Raw genomic sequence first — 17,981 nt, 5'->3', positions numbered from 1 at the left:
TCATCTGATCTCGGGCGGGTGCCGTGCGCGCCTTGCCCCAACATGAGAAACCGGGAGACTGACATGACCCTTATGACCAAATTCCTCGGCGCTGCCGCCGCCACCGCGCTCAGCGCCGGTGCCGCGCTGGCCGAACCGGCGCTGATCTTCGACCTCGGCGGCAAGTTCGACAAGAGCTTCAACGAAGCCGCCTTTACCGGGGCGCAACGCTGGGCCGACGAAACCGGCGAAAGCTTCCGCGAGATCGAACTCCAGTCCGAAGCGCAGCGCGAACAGGCCCTGCGCCGCTTTGCCGAAGCGGGCAACAATCCGATCGTGATGACCGGCTTTGCCTTTGGTGACGTGCTCAGCCAGGTCGCGCCCGATTATCCCGAAACCGATTTCGCGATCATCGACATGGTGGTGGACCAGCCCAACGTGCGCTCGGTCGTGTTCAATGAACACGAAGGGTCCTACCTTGTCGGCATGATGGCGGCCATGGCATCCGAGTCCGGCACCGTCGGTTTCATCGGCGGCATGGATATCCCGCTGATCCGCAAGTTCGCCTGCGGCTACGCCCAGGGCGTCAAGGCGGCCAACGCCGACGCGACGGTGCTGGCCAACATGACCGGCACCACCCCTGCCGCCTGGAACGACCCCGTGAAAGGCTCCGAACTGACCAAGGCGCAGATTTCCCAGGGCGCCGACGTGGTCTATGCCGCCGCGGGCGGCACCGGCGTGGGCGTGCTGCAAACCGCCGCGGACGAGGATATCCTGTCCATCGGCGTGGACAGCAACCAGAACCACCTGCATCCCGGCCAGGTCCTGACCTCCATGCTCAAGCGCGTGGACAACGCCGTCTATCAGGCCTTCAAGGACGGTGAAGGCATGGAAAAAGGCTTTAACGTCATGGGCGTCGGCAACGGCGGCATCGGCTACGCGATGGACGAAAACAACGCCGACCTCGTGACCGAAGAGATGCAGACCGCCGTGGACGAGGCTGCGGCCAAGATCGCGGACGGCTCGCTTCAGGTACACGACTACATGTCCGACGACAGCTGCCCGGCACTGGACTTCTGAGGACATGACCGCGGATGTGACAACGGGGCAGGCGGAAACGGCTGCCCCGGCCATCGAGCTGAAAGGCATTTCCAAGGCTTTTGGCCCGGTTCAGGCCAACAAGGACATCTCGATCCGCGTCATGCCGGGGACGATCCACGGCATCATCGGCGAAAACGGCGCGGGCAAGTCGACGCTCATGTCGATCCTCTACGGCTTCTACAAGGCGGACAAGGGCGAGATCTTCATCTCCGGTCGCAAGGCCAATATCACCGACAGCCAGGCGGCCATTGCCAGCGGCATCGGCATGGTGTTCCAGCACTTCAAACTGGTCGAAAATTTCACCGTTCTTGAAAACATCATCCTCGGGGCCGAGGACGGGCGGATGCTGACCCCCTCGCTGGCCAAGGCACGCCGGTCGCTGGTGGAACTGGCCGCCGACTATGGGCTGAACGTGGACCCCGACGCCCGGATCGAGGACATCGGCGTGGGCATGCAGCAGCGGGTCGAGATCCTCAAGGCGCTGTACCGGCAGGCGGACATCCTGATCCTGGACGAGCCCACAGGCGTCTTGACCCCGGCAGAGGCGGACCAGTTGTTCCGCATCCTTGCCCGGCTGCGCGAAGAGGGCAAGACGATCATCCTGATCACCCACAAGCTGCGCGAGATCATGGACATCACCGACACGGTCAGCGTCATGCGCCGTGGCGAAATGACCGCAACGGTCAAGACGGCAGACACCTCTCCGGCCGAGCTGGCGGAGCTGATGGTGGGCCGCAAGGTGCTGCTGCGCGTGGACAAGACACCGGCCAGGCCCGGCGAGGTGGTGCTGGACGTGCAAGGCTTGCGCGTGGTCGATTCCAACGGCGTCGAACGGCTGCGCGGCATCGACCTGAAGGTGCGCGCAGGCGAGATCCTGGGCATCGCCGGTGTCGCGGGCAACGGGCAGTCCGAACTGCTGGAAGTGCTGGGCGGCATCAGGGCCGGTCAGGGCACCGCGCTTCTGAACGGTCAGCCGCTGGACGTGACGGGCAAGAAATCCGACGGCAAGACACGGCGCAAGAGCGGCATCGCACATGTGCCCGAAGACCGCCAGCGCGAGGGCCTGATCATGGATTTCCAGGCCTGGGAAAACACCGCCTTCGGCTACCACGACGACCCGGCGTACAATACCGGGTTCCTGATGAACAATGCGGCGATCCGCGAGGATACGGCGGAAAAGATGCAGCGGTTTGACGTGCGCCCCCCGAATCCGCGGCTGGCGGCCAAGAACTTTTCCGGCGGCAACCAGCAAAAGGTCGTGCTCGCCCGCGAGATCGAGCGCAACCCCGACCTGCTGCTGATCGGCCAGCCCACGCGGGGTGTGGACATCGGGGCGATCGAATTCATCCACGAACAGGTCGTCGCGCTTCGCGACGAGGGCAAGGCGGTGCTGCTGGTCTCTGTCGAGCTTGAGGAAATTCTGGCCCTGTCGGACCGCATCGCGGTCATGTTCGATGGCCGCATCATGGGCGAACGCCTGCCCGCCGAGACCAGCGAGGCGGAACTGGGCCTGCTGATGGCGGGCATCACCGACACCGAACACGAACATGCCGTGGAAGAGATCGAGGCCAACCTCGCCCACGTCCACGCCGCGGACAAGGGAGCCTGATATGGACGTGATGCCGAAATGGGCCGAGGTGATCCTGGTGCCGCTGATTTCGCTGATCCTCGCCGCGATCATTTCGGCGCTGGTGATCATCGCCATCGGAGAGGACCCCATCGCGGCAACCAAGCTGATGGTAGAGGGTGCCGTCGGGTCGGTGCGCGGCTGGGGCTATACGCTCTACTACGCGACGAATTTCATCTTCACCGGGCTTGCCGTTGCGGTGGCCTTTCATGCGCGGCTGTTCAACATCGGCGGCGAAGGCCAGGCGATGCTGGGCGGGCTGGGCGTGGCGCTGGCGCTCTTGTTCATTCCCTGGCCGCACTGGACCATCGGGCTGTTGGCCGCGTCGCTGGGCGCCGCGATCTTCGGCGCCGCATGGGCCTTTATCCCCGCCTACCTGCAGGCCAAGCGGGGCAGCCATATCGTGATCACCACGATCATGTTCAACTTCATCGCCTCCGCCTTGCTGATCTACCTGCTGAACGAATTCCTCAAACCCGTGGGGCAGGCCGATCCCTCCAGCGCGCGTTTCGCGCCGCATCTCGACCTGCCGACGCTGAATTCCGTGCTTGGCAGCATGGGGTTCCGCGCCTCGAAGGACGACAGCGTCAATGTGACCTTCCTGATCGCGCTGGTCAGCGCCTCTGCGGTCTGGGTGCTGATGTGGCGCACCCGGCTGGGATACGAGATCCGCGCCTTCGGCCATTCGGAATCGGCGGCGAAATACGCCGGGATCAATCCGGTGCGCATCACCGTGATCACCATGCTGATCTCGGGCGCGCTGGCCGGGTTGATGGGGGTCAACACCGTCATGGGCGAGGCCGAGAAACTGCTGTTGAACTCGACCGAAGGCGCCGGTTTCATCGGCATCGCCGTGGCGCTCATGGGCCGCAGCCATCCTCTGGGCGTGGTCATCGCCGCGATCCTGTTCGGATTTCTCTATCAGGGCGGCGCGGAACTGGCGCTGTGGACGTCGATCCCGCGCGAGCTGATCGTGGTGATCCAGGCGCTGGTGATCCTGTTTACCGGGGCGCTGGACAACATGGTGCGGATGCCGCTGGAACGGCTGTTTCTGGCGCGCCGCCTGCGCCGCGCACCCGGCCCAGATCGCAAACCGGCGGAGTAAGCGGAACAATGGACTATATCACCCTGATCCAGCTGCTCGATTCCACCGTGCGTTTCGCCACGCCGCTGTTGCTGGCCTGCCTTGCGGGCCTGTTTTCGGAACGCGCGGGCATCTTCGACATCGGGCTGGAAGGCAAGATGCTGGCCGCCGCCTTCTTTACCGCCGCCGTGGCCTATCTGACCGGATCGGCCTGGGTCGGCCTGCTGGGCGGCATCGCGGCCTCGCTGGTGCTGGCGGCGATCCACGGCGTCGCCTCGATCACCTTTCGCGGCAACCAGCTGATTTCGGGCGTGGCGATCAACCTGCTGGCGGCGGGCATGACCGTGCTGGTCGCCCAGGACTGGTTCCGTCAGGGCGGTCGCACACCGGGCCTGACCGGCAACGCAAGGTTCGAGGGAATTACCCTGCCCGGCGCCGATGCCATAGCGGACGTGCCGGTGATCGGCCCGCTCTATGCCGAGCTGATCTCGGGGCATTCGGTCCTGGTCTATATCGCCTTTCTTGCCGTGCCGCTGACCTGGTGGGTGCTGTTCCGCACCCGGTTTGGCCTGCGCCTGCGCGCCGTCGGCGAAAACCCCGCTGCGGTGGACACCGCAGGCGTCTCTGTCGTCGGGCTGCGCTATGCCGCCGTGCTGATCTGCGGCGTGCTCTGCGGCATTGCCGGTGCCTATCTCAGCACCGCCCTGCAGGCCGGCTTCGTCAAGGACATGTCGGCGGGGCGCGGCTTTATCGCGCTGGCCGCGTTGATCTTTGCCAAGTGGCGGCCGTGGTACGCGCTTTGGGCGACCCTGCTGTTCGGCCTCTTCGGCGCGCTGGAAACCCGGCCCGACGTGATCACCGCCCTGATCGGGCTGAAGGTCCCCGGCCCGCTGCTGGGCGGTCTGCCCTATGTCATGACGGTGATCATCCTCGCCGGTTTCGTGGGCAAGGCGGTGCCCCCCCGTGCCGGTGGCGCGCCCTACGTCAAGGAACGCTGACGGCGCCGGATACCGGCGTTTCAGAACAGCCAGGCGCCCCCGGCTCAGAGGTCGATGTCCGCCCAGATCAGATGATGATCCGACGCCGCGTGATGCGGCGCGGTCAACTCCGGATAGACCTCCCAGCGTGGCGGGCGAGAGCCGGGCCAGGCGCCTTTCCGGTACAGACCACCGCCCGTCATCCGGTCGAACAGCGCAGGTGACAGCAGCAGGTAGTCAATCTTGTCGTCGTCGTTGCCCAGCCCGAAGGTCCCGATCCCGCGCTGCCCGTTGTAGGCGCGGAATTCGACCTGCGTGAAGGCCGGATGGGCAGAGGCGTCGCGCAGATCGGTCTCCAGCAGCGGTGCCAGTTCGGCGCTGTCGGGCGTGTCGTTCAGGTCGCCCAGCACCACCACACGGTCCTGCCCCGCCGCGCGCAGCCGCTGGTAATAGCCCGCCACCGCCTGCGCCTGCGCCCGCCGTTTCGCGCGCGACCGGGCGTCGTTGCCGCCGAACTTGCTTTTGAAGTGGTTGACCAGCACTGTCACCGTCTCTCCGCCCGGGGTGGCGACCTCGTACTCGGGACAGTCGCGGCTGAAGATCGGGTGGCCATCCGGCGTCAGGTCGTCCGCATGGCTCAGCATCGGCCCGATGGGATAGCCCGCCCGCGTGGCCAGCCCCACGTCGATGCCCCGCCGGTCGTTGCCGTCGATCAGCATCACATGGGCGTAGGTCTCGGGCAGGTCCAGCTTGCGGGCCATGATCTCCTGAAAGGTCTTCAGCACGGGTCGGCTTTCGGCCTCGATCATCGCCAGAATGTCGGCGCCGACGTCGAAGATGACCCGCGCGGTCAGCAACATCGCGGTGGCGTCCACCGTTTCGGTCTTCAGCTCCACCCAGCCGATCCAGTCCTCGCGCCCGTCCGCCACGATCTCGCGCGGGGTGTCGCGGTCACGGGGCCGCCGGATCAGCTGCCCGCGGATCCGGCGCAACCGCACATAGGGCCCTTCATTGTCGTTCAACATCCCCAGCCGGGTCAGCAGCACCAGCATCCGCGCCTTGTCAGCGGCCGTATACTCCGGCTTTTCAAACAATGTGTTGATCTCGGCATGGGCATCCAGCACGTCCTGATGGCTGCCGTTTTCATCGTTGAAGACACGGGCGCGGTCGAACAGGTTCTCGACATTGTAGGCGGCAATACGCATTTGGCTGATCCTTTGGCTTTCAATGGCCGCAGGATACCACGAACCGGCCAAACCCACGGTTGAAATCGGCCTGCGGAAAATAGGACCAGTTCAGCACACTCCATCGGTCCTGATTGCTGCGCAGCAGCGAGGGCAGTTGATTTTGCGCGGCGACCTGCGCTAATGGAGCGCATGCAAATCTACCTGCCCATCGCCGAAGTCTCGGTCAACGCATTCCTCGTGCTCGGGCTTGGCGGACTGGTGGGCATTTTGTCGGGCATGTTCGGCGTGGGCGGCGGCTTTCTTCTGACCCCGCTGTTGTTCTTCATCGGCATCCCGCCCGCTGTGGCCGTCGCCACGGGTGCGACACAGATCGTCGCCTCGTCCTTCTCGGGCGTGCTCGCGCATTTCAGGCGACGTACGGTCGATCTGCGCATGGGGACGGTGCTGCTGATCGGGGGCCTGTTCGGCGCGGCCCTCGGTATCCTGCTGTTCAACTACCTTCGGTCGCTCGGCCAGGTGGATCTGCTGGTGCGGCTGTTCTACGTCGTCTTCCTGGGCATCATCGGGGCGCTGATGTTTGCGGAATCCCTGCGCGCCATCCGCAATGTGAAATCGGGCAAACCACCCGCCCGCAAGAAACACAACCGCGTGCACGGCCTGCCGTTCAAGATGCGCTTTCGGGTGTCGGGCCTCTATATCTCGGTGATCCCGCCGGTGATGGTGGGCATTCTGGTGGGCATTCTGGCCGCGATCATGGGCGTCGGCGGCGGCTTCATCATGGTGCCCGCGATGATCTACCTGCTGGGGATGCCGACCAAGGTGGTGATCGGCACCTCGCTGTTCCAGATCATCTTTGTCACCGCCTTCACCACCATGCTGCATGCGACCACCAACTATACCGTCGATGTGGTGCTCGCGGTGCTGCTGCTGCTGGGCGGCGTGCTGGGCGCGCAGGTGGGCACCCGCATCGGGGTCAAGATGAAGGCAGAACAGCTGCGCATCCTGCTGGCGCTGCTGGTGCTGGGCGTCTGCGCAAAACTGGGGCTGGATCTGCTGCTGGAACCGGCGGAACTCTATTCCATCGGCCCGGTTGAGGTCTCGTGATGCGCCTGCTCTGCGTCATGGCCGCCCTCGTGCTGATCACCGCCCAGACCCTTCGGGCAGAGGAAATCGTGCTGGGGCTCAGCCAGGCCGAAGTGTCGATCACGACAAACTTCGACGGGTCCGAAATCCTGGTCTACGGCGCCGTCAAACGCGATGCGCCCCCGCCTGAAGACGGTAAGCTGGGCGTGATCGTCACCGTCTCCGGCCCGTCAAAGCCCGTTCTGGTCCGGCGCAAGGAACGGCGTTTCGGGATCTGGATCAACACGGACGCGGTCGAGGTCGACCGTGCGCCCAGCTACTACGCCGTGGTCACATCCGCCCCGCTGGACGAATTGCTGACACGGGTGGAGGACCTGCGCCACAAGATCTCGATCCCCCGCGCGATCCGCTCGGTCGGGGCCCCCATGAGCATCGACAACGCCGCCCTGTTCACCGAGGCGCTGATCCGCATCCGCACGCGGAACGACCAGTATCAGGTGATCGAGGAAGGGGTGAAACTGGACGAGGACACGCTGTTTCGCGCCGCCGTGCGCCTGCCCGCCGCCCTGACCGAAGGCACCTATGCCACGCGCATCTTTCTCACCCGCGGCGGCGAGGTGGTCGCCAAGTACGACACCGGCATCGACGTCCGAAAGGTCGGGATGGAGCGGTGGCTGTTCAACCTGTCCCGCGAAAACGCGTTTCTCTACGGACTGATGTCGCTGGTGATCGCCATCGGCGCGGGCCTGGGGGCGTCAGCCGTATTTACCGCGCTGCGCCGCTAGCCCCGCCCGATAAAGGGCATGTTCGTCGCCATGACGGTCAGGAACTGCACATTCGCATCAAGCGGCAGCTGGGCCATGTGCAGGACCGAGTTGGCCGCATGGCGCACATCCATCGTGTCCATGCCGGGGTTCTGATCCTTCAGGCGGGCGACCATGTCGGTTTCCGCGTTGCCGATGTCGATCTGGCCACAGGCAATCCCGAAAGGCCGCCCATCCAGCGACAGCGACCGGGTCAGCCCCGTGATCGCATGTTTCGTCGTGGTGTAGCAGACCGAACCGGGCCGCGGCACATGCGCCGAAAGCGAGCCGTTGTTGATGATCCGCCCGCCGCCCCGCGCGCGCATCGCGCCGAAGGCGAGGCGGGCTGCGATGAACATGCCGTGCAGGTTCACGCCCATCACCTGCTCCCAGTTCTCCAGCGGGATCTCGTCGATCGGACCGGATGCGCCGAAGATGCCCGCGTTGTTGAACAGGACATCGAGCGGCCCGAACGCCTCAAAGGCACGGGCCATGGCGGCGGCATCCGTCACATCGGCGGGCAGCGAGACCGCGTTTTCGTGGGCCTCGGCCATCTCATCCAGCATCTCGGCCCGACGGGCGATCAGCCCCACGCGCCAGCCCTTCTCCAGGAACAGCTCTGCGGTGGCCCGGCCGATCCCGGAACTGGCGCCAGTGACGATGATGCGCTTCATGACAGACCCTCCTCCGTGGTGGTTTCCAGCGACAGCGGCGCCACCGGCTGGCTGCGCAGATCGTCCACGGCCAGCGGCCCACCGGGCTTGGACAGGCGGTTGCGGACCACCCAGATCAGACGCTCCTGCGCCCGGGTAATCGCCACATAGGCCAGACGCTTCCACAGCGGCTGGCCTGCCTCCATCCGGCCCATGCGCGCGGCGGCGTAGAGATCAGGGGCAAAGACCTGCACCGTTTCCCATTGCGACCCCTGCGCCTTGTGGATCGTCACCGCCGCCCCATGCAGAAAGGTCGCCCCCATACGGGCCGCAAAGGGGATGAAGGGCTCTTCCTCGTCCGGCTTTTCGATCTTCACGATGCTGGCGGCACTCACCTGAGGGTCCTCGGCGCCCATGACGTGCAACCGGCTGAAGCCGGGCTTGCGTCCTTCGCCCAGATAGATCACCTGCGCCCCCTTGATCAGGCCCCGCGCCTCCAGATCCAGCCGCTTCTTGCGGTGCTTGAGCGGCAGCTCCAGCCCGTCGCAGATCAGCGGCTCGCCCTCCAGCAGGGCATCCTCCGGCGCGCCATGGACCTGGCGGAACGCATTGATCAGCCGGATGCGCGTGGCATTGCGCCAGACCAGCACCGGGGACCGCGCCATCAGGTCCACCTCTACCCGCTGGCCCCAGACCACACGATCGTCGCCGCGTGCGGTCTCTTCGACCATCCGCTCGAACCGTTCAAAGCCGATATCGGGGTCGGCCAGCGCGTGGGCCAGATCCAGGATCGGATTGTCCGCGTCCTGCCGGAAGATCCGGTTCAGGTTCATCACCCGTTTTTCGGGCAGCCGGTCGAACACCATCGTCCCGGACTGGTTCACCGGCGCCAGCTGGGCGGGGTCCCCGAACAGCAACAGGGTCGGGAAAATCTCTTTCAGATCCTCGAACTGTTTGTCGTCCAGCATCGACGCCTCATCGACAAAGCCGATATCCAGCGGCTCCTCGCGCCGTTTCCAGCCTGTGATGAAATCCGACCCGCGCAGCCCCGCCGCCGCCAGGGCGCCGGGGATCGATTTGTTGTTCGCGTAAAACGCTGCCGCGCGGTCCAGCGCCAGCTCCGTCAGCCCCTCCACGTCCACGGGCCGCTCGCCATTGCCTGCCAGCCATTCCGCGATCCGCTCATACTCGGGGTCGTAAACCGGGGTGTAAAGGATGCGATGGATCGTCGTCGCCGGCACCCCGCGCAGGCGCAGCACGCTCGCCGCCTTGTTCGTGGGCGCGAGAATCGCAAGCGTGCGCTTGTCGCGGCGCTTGCGGCTTTCGTAATCACCCGAGACGACCTCGACCCCGGCGCCTTCCAGCGCCTTGTAGAGTTCCGCCAGCAGCAGAGTCTTGCCCGACCCCGCCTTTCCAGTCACCGCCATCACCCGGTCCGCGCCGCCGGGGGGCGGCATCAACAGGCTGTCTTCCAGATCAATCCCAGCGCCGCGCAGCATTTCGGACACGCCGTCATGGGCGGCGGCCTGGTCTTCGGAATAGATGAGCGCGGGCTTGTTCATGGCCGCGACATTAGGCGAGCCCGCCAACGGGGGCCAGCCGGTTCAGGCGGTTTGCTGCAAAACGGCGGGCATTTGGCTGCCGAAAGCCTGGTCGAACCAGAAACGTGACTGTTCGGGGCTGATCCCGGCCCGCCGCGCAACCCTTTCCTGTGCCGCGCCGCAAAAGCCCCATAGCCCCACGCTGATCCTGTCGCGCCCCTGCCCGGCGGCGCCCAGCACGTCGGGGCTGGATCCGATCATACGGTAGATCCGCACCATCCGGGCATCAAAGACCCCGACGAAATGCCTGATGCCAAAGCCATGCATGATCTCGCCGCCCGCCAGCATGAGTGCCGCCGCCACATGCGGTCCCGCCCCCTGGGCCAGGCAAAAACGTGTGCATTCCCAGATCAGCGGGCTGCACACCGGGCCAGAGATCAGGTGCCCGAAATGATCGTTCACCATGACCGGCCCGGTGGTGGGCAGAAACCGCATGGAGCCACCATGACGGCCGTTCTGCTCTTCCCAGATCACGTAGAGCGGGTTCATCGCGTCGTATGCGTCGCGCTCCTCACCTGCCGCGTCGACCTCCACGTCCCAGCCCAGGCGATGGGCGAACTGCGCCGCCCTGTCCTCGAACATCTGCCGCGCCAGCCGGGGATGTCGGTGCAATTGGTCGGCATAAAGATAACGCAGCATGGGCTTCTCCGCTTTGAACAAGAAGCCCGAGCCCTAGCCGAATGCTAGTTAACATCCGGAAAGCACCGCGCGCGCCGGTTGGCGAATATGCGCAACAGGCGCCGACCGTGGGGTCTGGCGATCCCCAGGGGGCCAGCCCAGGCGGCGCCCCTGCGCGGTCGCCGTCACACTACGATCAGCCCCCGGCTCAACGCGCGTGCCACCGCGTGGGTGGTGTTCATCGCCCCCAGCTTGAACCGGGCGCTTTCGATGTAGACCCGCAGCGTGTGCTCTGAAATCTGAAGCCGGTCGGCGACCTGTGCGCGGCTGTGGCCCGCTGCCAGCAGGGTCATCGCGTCCACCTCTCGCGGCGAAAGCGGCTGGTGCGTCTCCGGCGTGCGGTCCGGTTCCAGCTCCAGCGCCTTGTCGTTCAGGAAATGCGCGATCAGGATTAGCTCTCGCCGATGAGTCGTCGTGAAATCTGCCCACTCCGCATCCGAACAACTGTGGTTTACCGTAAACAAGGCAAACTGCCCGTTCGGCCCGCGCAATGGCACCGACAGCCCCTGATTGCCGACGCCGTATTCCAGCGCGTCCGCCATGAAGGCGCGGGCAGCCTTGGACGCCCAGTCCAGCCGCTTCCAGTCCACCGGATGAAACCGCTGGTAGCAGCCAATCACCACCGGGTCGACACGCAGGTAGCCCTGCGCGATATAGCGTTCCTTCCAGGCTTCGGAATAGGTCCCGCAGCCGTATTGCTCCCCCGTGGAATCGACCCAATGATAAATCACATGGTCCACGCCCAGAAGATTCCGCAGCTCTTCTGTCGCGCGTTGCAGCCCGTCGAGAGAATCAGTTCGTTCCAGCGCCTCCAGAATGGAATCCATCTGCCTTTTCTTGACCATGTCGTCTACTCTGCTTCCTCTCTTCCAGAGCGGCGATCTCGGCCAGAGCCACGAGGGCAGCATCATCCAGTTGTTCCGCAAGTGCGGTCAGCTTGCTTGACGCGGCATACACCTTGAGGTCGGCTAGAACGTCCAGGATCCAATCATTTGTCACTGTATAACTCGCCCTCAAATGGTTAATGACAGATTAACGCAACCATAACATGTAGCAATTTCTGCAGAAAATTCCCCTCTTTCCCCTCCCCAGAAATGGCGGGGGGCCCAAACCGCAAGTCCCTGAGTTGAAACGCCCCATCGGCAGACAAGAAAACGCCCGCGACATCAAACCGATTCGCGGGCGTATCTCGTAGAGGCGCGAAAGATCAGTTGCGCGCGTCCAGCGCGTCTTCCAGCGTGCGCAACCCGGTGGTCGGCGCCTGCACCAGCACGGACATGTTGCCGGGCTTGTGCTCGTTGCGCATCATCTTCATGTGCGCCTCCGGCAGGTCCGCCCAGGTAAAGACTTCGGACATGCAGGGGTCCAGCCGACGTTCCAGCATAAGCTTGTTGGCCGAGGACGCCTGCTGCAGATGCGCAAAGTGGCTGCCCTGCAGGCGCTTCTGGTGCATCCACATGTAGCGCACGTCGAACGTCAGGTTGAACCCGGAGGTGCCCGCGCAGATCACCACCATGCCGCCCTTCTTGACGACGAATGTGGACACCGGAAACGTCGCCTCGCCGGGATGTTCGAACACCATGTCCACGTTGTTGCCCTTGCCGGTGATCTCCCAGATCGCCGCACCGAACTTGCGCGCTTCCTTGAACCACGTCGCGTATTCAGGCGTGTTCACCGTGGGCAGCTGCCCCCAGCAATTGAAATCCTTGCGGTTCAGAACGCCCTTGGCCCCCAGATCCATGACGAAGTCGCGCTTGGATTCGTCCGAGATGACGCCAATCGCATTCGCGCCCGCCGTGTTGATCAGCTGGATCGCATAGGACCCCAGACCGCCGGATGCCCCCCAGACCAGCACGTTCTGGCCCGGCTTCAGGTCGTGCGGTTCGTGGCCGAACAGCATCCGGTAGGCCGTGGCCAGCGTCAGCGTGTAACAGGCTGATTCCTCCCATGTCAGATGCTTGGGGCGCGGCATCAGCTGCTGGGCCTGCACGTTGGTGAACTGTGCGAAGGATCCGTCCGGCGTCTCGTATCCCCAGATCCGCTGCGAGGTGGAATACATCGGGTCGCCGCCGTTGCAGAATTCGTCGTCGCCGTCGTCCTGGTTGCAGTGGATCACCACCTCGTCGCCGACCTTCCAGCGTTTGACCTTGTCACCCACGGCCCAGACGATGCCAGACGCGTCCGAGCCCGCGATATGGTAGGGCTGCTTGTGACCGTCAAAGGGGCTGATCGGGACGCCGCGGGCGGCCCAGACGCCGTTGTAGTTGATCCCTGCCGCCATCACCAGGACCAGCACCTCGTTGCTGTCCAGGGTCGGCACATCCACCACTTCCTCGACCATCGCGGTGTCGGGGTCGCCGTGCCGCTCGCGGCGGATCGCCCAGGCATACATCTGCTTGGGGACGTAGCCCATCGGGGGCATTTCGCCCATCTCATAGAGGTCCTTCTCGGGTGCGTCGTATTGCGCGATGGTCGTATCGAGTGCCATGCGGGCCTCCTGTCGAAAAATTGCTTGCGCCGCGATGCAGAATCGCCGGTTTGTCACATCGGAATATGACCGCGCGCGAAATAATGCAACCTCCTGAGGTTCATTTTTGTAACTTTATGACTTCGCAGTCGCAGAAATATCTGTTGCGAGCGCAGCATGGGCCGGAAAAAGGTGTGAGATGGAATTGGCATAGAACCGCAACACCGGCAGATCGTCGGGGTTGGGGCGCCAAAGGGCATTCTCGCGCAGCACGATGCCCCGCGCCCGCAATCCCTCCAGCGCCTGGCCCACGTCGGCCTCCAGCTCGGCCGGGTCCACGGCCCTGTTGGCCAGCGGCACCTGCTCCAGCAGGTCGGTCGCCCTGTTCACCAGCGCGGCCGTGTCCATCGCATCGCCCTCCAGCAAGGCGGCGGCGATCAGGGGCACGCTCAGCACCGGCATGGCATCCGCGATCCGCGCCATCAGGTCTTCCGACAGCGCCTCCACCGTGGCATCGGCACCGGCCTCGCGCAGGGACAAAGGCGCGCCAAAGGCCACCGCCGCGGTCCCGAACCGCGTTTCCTGCCGGGTCAGCCGTTGCCACAGCTTGCGCAGGATAAACCCCAGAACCACGGTGATCCGCGCGCCGAATCGCCGGTCGCCGCGCTGGTCGGCGGCAATCAGCACCCGGTCTTCCAGCACCCTGTCATAGTTGATGGCAACCGGCATCAGCACCACATCACGTTCGCCCACGGGGTCGAACCCTTCGACCACATAGGACAGAAGCCCCATCTTGGGCGGCTGCAACGCCCCGGTCAGGCTCAGCCCGCCTTCGGGGTACATCGCCTGATTGACCCCCCCTGCCGTTGCCATCTGCACGTAGCGCGCCAGCACCTTGCGGTAGAGCGCGCCGCGTGACCGGCGACGGATGAAATAGGCCCCAAGCGATTTGATCAGCCAGCTCAGCGGCCAGACCCGCGCCCATTCCCCCACCGCATAGGCCAGCGCGGAATCCCGTGCCGCAAGGTAAGTCACCAGCACATAATCCATGTTGGACCGGTGGTTCATGATAAAGACGACGGTGGCATCCTCCGGGATTGCGTCAAAGGTCGCGTCGTTGCTGTCCGCGGTCTTGATCCGGTAGACCCAGTTGGCCAGCAGGCGCGCCACCCGGATGCCGAAACTGAAATAGGCAAAAGCCGAGAAACTGGGCACGATCTCGCGGGCATAATCGCGGGCCTTTTGAAAGGCCACGTTTTCCGGCACGCCATTTTTGTTGGCGTAATTCACGATCTCTTCGGTCACGCCGGGATCGTAGATCAGCCGCTGGATCATGTCGTGCCGCCGCGCCAGCTTGAACGGTTCGATCGGGCGTTTCAGCCGGGTGTTCAGGCGCTTGACCGCACGTTCCAGCCGCAGCCGAAAGAACCAGCGCACCGATGGCAACAGCAGATGGCTCAATGCCGTGACTGCGGCAAAGAGCAATATCAGGATAAAAAGCCACAGCGGCAGTTCGACAATCTGCGTCATGCGCGCACCCTTGCAGCGGTACGGGCCAAGGACAATATGTAAATGATTGACAGGAAAGGCAGCTCAATGGATTTCACGATATCAAAGGGCTTTGCCGAAGCAGAGCGCGCCCGCGTTGCCGACCTGTACTGGACCGCCTTTTCCGGCAAGTTGCGCCATGTTCTGGGCCCGCCCGCAAAGGCCCTTGAATTCCTGTCCGACCACCTGGATCCGGAGTTTGCCCTGGTCGCGCGCGATGCCGATCAACAGGTTCAGGGCGTCGCGGGCTTCAAGACCGCCGAAGGGTCGCTTGTGGGCGGCAACCTGCGTGACATCGCGCGGGTCTATGGCGTCGTGTCCGCCTGCTGGCGCGGGCCGCTCCTGGCCCTGGTCGAGCGGGACCTGACCGAGGATACGCTGCTGATGGACGGTATCTGCGTCGCGCCCGACGGGCGGGGTCAGGGGCTGGGCAGCGCGCTGCTGACGGCGATCAAGGACAGGGCAAGGGCGCAGGGCAAATCCTGCATCCGGCTTGATGTCATCGACACCAACCCGCGCGCCCGCGCCCTTTACGACCGCTTCGGCTTTGAAGCCGCGGGGCAGGAAAGCCTTGGGCCATTCCGCCTGATCTTTGGTTTTCGAACAGCCACGCGCATGATCTGCCCCGTGTAACCGGCCCGGTCCGGGCTTTCCGGCCTGATGGAATGCCGCGACGCAGCGAATTGACAGTTGCGTAAAGTTTCCTCTAGATACATATCAACGCAACAATATTGCCGATCCAAATCTAGGATGATCCGATGACCGAGACCCAGAAAGACCGCCCCTGGCTGATCCGGACCTATGCCGGTCACTCCACCGCCTCTGCCTCCAATGCGCTTTACCGCTCGAACCTGGAACGCGGTCAGACCGGCCTTTCCGTGGCCTTCGACCTGCCGACGCAGACAGGGTATGACAGCGATCACGTCCTGTCGCGCGGCGAGGTCGGCAAGGTCGGTGTGCCGGTCAGCCACCTGGGCGACATGCGCGCGTTGTTCGACCAGATCCCGCTGGAACAGATGAACACCTCCATGACGATCAATGCGACCGCCCCCTGGCTGCTGGCGCTTTATATTGCCGTGGCCGAGGAACAGGGCGCGGATGTGTCCAAGCTTCAGGGCACGGTCCAGAACGACCTGATCAAGGAATACCTCAGCCGGGGGACCTATATCTGCCCGCCTGCCCCATCGCTCAGGATGATCGCGGACGTGGCGGAATACTGCTATACGCATGTGCCGAAATGGAACCCGATGAACGTCTGTTCCTACCATCTGCAAGAGGCCGGCGCGACGCCCGAACAGGAACTGGCCTTCGCCCTTGCGACCGCCACTGCGGTCCTGGATGCGCTGCGCCCCCGCGTCGCCGAAGAGGATTTCCCGAAACTCGTTGGCCGCATTTCCTTTTTCGTCAACGCGGGCATTCGTTTCGTGACCGAAATGTGCAAGATGCGCGCCTTTGTCGAACTGTGGGATGAAATCTGTGCCGAACGCTATGGCGTGCAAGACCCGAAATACCGGCGTTTCCGTTACGGGGTTCAGGTCAATTCGCTGGGCCTGACCGAACAACAGCCGGAAAACAACGTCTACCGTATTCTGATCGAAATGCTGGCGGTGACGCTGTCGAAAAAGGCCCGCGCCCGCGCGGTGCAATTGCCCGCCTGGAACGAGGCATTGGGCCTGCCCCGCCCCTGGGATCAGCAATGGTCCATGCGGATGCAGCAGATCCTGGCGTATGAAACCGACCTGCTGGAATTCGACGACCTGTTCGACGGCAACCCGGCGGTCGATGCCAAGGTTGAAATGCTCAAGCAGGGCGCGCGCGCGGAATTGGCCAATCTCGATGAAATGGGCGGCGCCATTTCTGCCATCGACTATATGAAGGGCCGGCTGGTCGATTCCAATTCCGACCGGCTGAGCCGGATCGAAGCGGGCGAAACCGTGGTCGTCGGCGTGAACAAGTGGCAGCAGGGCGAACCATCGCCGCTGATGTCCGCGGACGGCGGCATTCTGGTGGTGGATCCTGCGACAGAGGCCGACCAGATCGACCGGCTGAACGCGTGGCGCGCGGACCGGGACGAGGCGGCGGTGAAATCCGCCCTCGCCGACCTGCGCAAGGCCGCAGCGGACGGGCAGAACGTGATGCCCGCCTCCATCGCCGCCGCAAAGGCAGGCGTGACCACCGGCGAATGGGCCGAACAGATGCGCGCCGTACACGGGGAATACCGTGGCCCCACCGGTGTCGGCAAAGGCCAGTCGAACCGGACCGAGGGGCTGGACGATCTGCGCGCTGCCGTCGACGCCGTCAGCGACCGTCTGGGCCGACGGCTGAAGTTCCTGGTGGGCAAACCCGGTCTCGACGGTCATTCCAACGGCGCCGAACAGATCGCCGTCCGCGCCCGCGATTGCGGCATGGACATTGCCTATGAAGGCATTCGCCTGACCCCCGCCGAAATCGTCGAAGCGGCCCGCGCAGACGGGGCGCATGTGGTCGGCCTGTCGATCCTGTCGGGGTCGCATATCCCGCTGGTCGAGGACCTGATGACAAAGATGCGCGAGGCGGGTCTGGACGGCATTCCGGTGATCGTCGGCGGCATCATTCCCGAGGAAGACGCCAAAAGGCTCAGGGCAATTGGCGTGGCGCGCGTGTATACGCCAAAGGATTTCGAATTGAATACAATCATGTCCGATATCGTCACGCTGGTTGATCCCGCACAGGTTGCAGCCGAATAGGCTGACACAAAATTGAACTGGAAGTTCGGATTCATTTCGTTAAGTCCATTGGTCACTAGACAGACCAATAAAAGGAATTGATGATTTGGATCTCAAATCGAAAAGCGCGAAGGAACTTGAAAAGCTCCTTTCCGACGTGAAAAAAGCACTGGCCGATGCGCAGGCCCGTGAGCGTCGCGAAGCAATCAAGGCCGCCGAGAAAGCAGCGGCGGAATACGGGTTCTCGCTCAGCGAACTGACCGACGGAAAAAACGCTGTGGGCAAAACGAAAAAGGCGGGCCGCGCCAAGACAGTGGCCGCGCCGAAATACGCAAACCCGGCAGACGCATCCCAGACCTGGACGGGGAAAGGCCGCCAGCCGAATTGGTATCGTGCCGAAATTGAACAAGGTACCTCGGCCGAAAGCATGGAAATCTGAGCGGCATTTCAATCCGCACGAAATGCCGAACCTGTAGGCGATCCGCGCG

General features: G+C 64.0%; 16 protein-coding genes. 9 read left to right on the top strand and 7 right to left on the bottom strand.

Annotation, left to right across the window (positions count from 1 at the left end):
• The first annotated feature begins 63 nt into the window (after positions 1-63).
• Genes FIU94_RS09150 through FIU94_RS09135 form a run of 4 tightly spaced genes read left to right on the top strand, consistent with a single transcriptional unit; the run spans position 64 to position 4,789 of the window.
• The gene (locus FIU94_RS09150) at positions 64-1,059 is read left to right on the top strand and encodes a BMP family protein (protein ID WP_152465515.1); all 996 of its coding nucleotides are present in this window, start codon (positions 64-66) and stop codon (positions 1,057-1,059) included.
• Between the two features lie 4 nt (positions 1,060-1,063).
• On the top strand, positions 1,064-2,689 hold the full coding sequence (locus FIU94_RS09145) for an ABC transporter ATP-binding protein (protein ID WP_152465514.1): 1,626 nt from the start codon (positions 1,064-1,066) through the stop codon (positions 2,687-2,689).
• 1 nt (position 2,690) lies between these two features.
• On the top strand, positions 2,691-3,812 hold the full coding sequence (locus FIU94_RS09140) for an ABC transporter permease (protein WP_152465513.1): 1,122 nt from the start codon (positions 2,691-2,693) through the stop codon (positions 3,810-3,812).
• An 8-nt stretch (positions 3,813-3,820) separates the two neighbouring features.
• Positions 3,821-4,789, top strand: a complete 969-nt coding sequence (locus FIU94_RS09135) for an ABC transporter permease (RefSeq protein ID WP_152465512.1) — start codon at positions 3,821-3,823, stop codon at positions 4,787-4,789.
• A 44-nt stretch (positions 4,790-4,833) separates the two neighbouring features.
• Here the strand turns inward: FIU94_RS09135 and FIU94_RS09130 are convergent, their stop codons facing one another.
• Positions 4,834-5,973, bottom strand: a complete 1,140-nt coding sequence (locus FIU94_RS09130) for an endonuclease/exonuclease/phosphatase family protein (RefSeq protein WP_152465511.1) — start codon at positions 5,971-5,973, stop codon at positions 4,834-4,836.
• 171 nt (positions 5,974-6,144) lie between these two features.
• Between FIU94_RS09130 and FIU94_RS09125 the strand changes: the two genes are divergently transcribed.
• Both FIU94_RS09125 and FIU94_RS09120 read left to right on the top strand, forming a co-directional pair.
• On the top strand, positions 6,145-7,059 hold the full coding sequence (locus FIU94_RS09125; protein WP_152465510.1) for a sulfite exporter TauE/SafE family protein: 915 nt from the start codon (positions 6,145-6,147) through the stop codon (positions 7,057-7,059).
• Entirely contained in the window at positions 7,059-7,823 is a 765-nt protein-coding gene (locus FIU94_RS09120) for a TIGR02186 family protein (protein WP_172975877.1), read from the top strand. The genes FIU94_RS09125 and FIU94_RS09120 overlap by 1 nt, the downstream gene beginning before the upstream one ends.
• Here FIU94_RS09120 and FIU94_RS09115 read toward each other — a convergent pair.
• From FIU94_RS09115 to FIU94_RS09085, 6 genes are all read right to left on the bottom strand, one after another.
• The gene (locus FIU94_RS09115) at positions 7,820-8,515 is read right to left on the bottom strand and encodes an SDR family oxidoreductase (RefSeq protein ID WP_152465508.1); all 696 of its coding nucleotides are present in this window, start codon (positions 8,513-8,515) and stop codon (positions 7,820-7,822) included. The genes FIU94_RS09120 and FIU94_RS09115 overlap by 4 nt on opposite strands.
• Positions 8,512-10,056: an ATP-dependent RecD-like DNA helicase gene (locus tag FIU94_RS09110; RefSeq protein WP_152465507.1), complete on the bottom strand. Its 1,545-nt coding sequence runs from the start codon at positions 10,054-10,056 to the stop codon at positions 8,512-8,514. The genes FIU94_RS09115 and FIU94_RS09110 overlap by 4 nt, the downstream gene beginning before the upstream one ends.
• A 42-nt stretch (positions 10,057-10,098) precedes the next feature.
• Positions 10,099-10,734 (bottom strand): acyl-homoserine-lactone synthase, encoded by a 636-nt coding sequence (locus tag FIU94_RS09105; protein ID WP_152465506.1) that lies wholly within the window; start codon positions 10,732-10,734, stop codon positions 10,099-10,101.
• Positions 10,735-10,898: 164 nt separating this feature from the next.
• Complete coding sequence (locus tag FIU94_RS09100) at positions 10,899-11,600, bottom strand: autoinducer binding domain-containing protein (protein WP_254702493.1); 702 nt, start codon at positions 11,598-11,600, stop codon at positions 10,899-10,901.
• 380 nt (positions 11,601-11,980) lie between these two features.
• The gene (gene ccrA / locus FIU94_RS09090; RefSeq protein ID WP_152465503.1) at positions 11,981-13,261 is read right to left on the bottom strand and encodes a crotonyl-CoA carboxylase/reductase; all 1,281 of its coding nucleotides are present in this window, start codon (positions 13,259-13,261) and stop codon (positions 11,981-11,983) included.
• 114 nt (positions 13,262-13,375) lie between these two features.
• Entirely contained in the window at positions 13,376-14,770 is a 1,395-nt protein-coding gene (locus FIU94_RS09085; protein ID WP_152465502.1) for a 1-acyl-sn-glycerol-3-phosphate acyltransferase, read from the bottom strand.
• A gap of 66 nt (positions 14,771-14,836) precedes the next feature.
• Here FIU94_RS09085 and FIU94_RS09080 point away from each other — a divergent pair, with 66 nt between their 5' ends.
• The 3 genes from FIU94_RS09080 (at position 14,837) to FIU94_RS09070 (ending at position 17,932) form a co-directional block, all read left to right on the top strand.
• The gene (locus FIU94_RS09080) at positions 14,837-15,421 is read left to right on the top strand and encodes a GNAT family N-acetyltransferase (protein WP_152465501.1); all 585 of its coding nucleotides are present in this window, start codon (positions 14,837-14,839) and stop codon (positions 15,419-15,421) included.
• A gap of 125 nt (positions 15,422-15,546) precedes the next feature.
• The gene (locus tag FIU94_RS09075; RefSeq protein ID WP_152465500.1) at positions 15,547-17,514 is read left to right on the top strand and encodes a protein meaA; all 1,968 of its coding nucleotides are present in this window, start codon (positions 15,547-15,549) and stop codon (positions 17,512-17,514) included.
• Positions 17,515-17,599: 85 nt separating this feature from the next.
• Complete coding sequence (locus tag FIU94_RS09070; protein ID WP_254702492.1) at positions 17,600-17,932, top strand: H-NS histone family protein; 333 nt, start codon at positions 17,600-17,602, stop codon at positions 17,930-17,932.
• Positions 17,933-17,981 lie beyond the last annotated feature (49 nt).

Source organism: Sulfitobacter sp. THAF37, assembly GCF_009363555.1.
In the GTDB taxonomy this organism is placed as follows: Bacteria; Pseudomonadota; Alphaproteobacteria; order Rhodobacterales; family Rhodobacteraceae; genus Sulfitobacter.
Note: the sequence above shows the minus strand (reverse complement) of the source record. Positions and strands in the feature narration are given on the sequence as shown.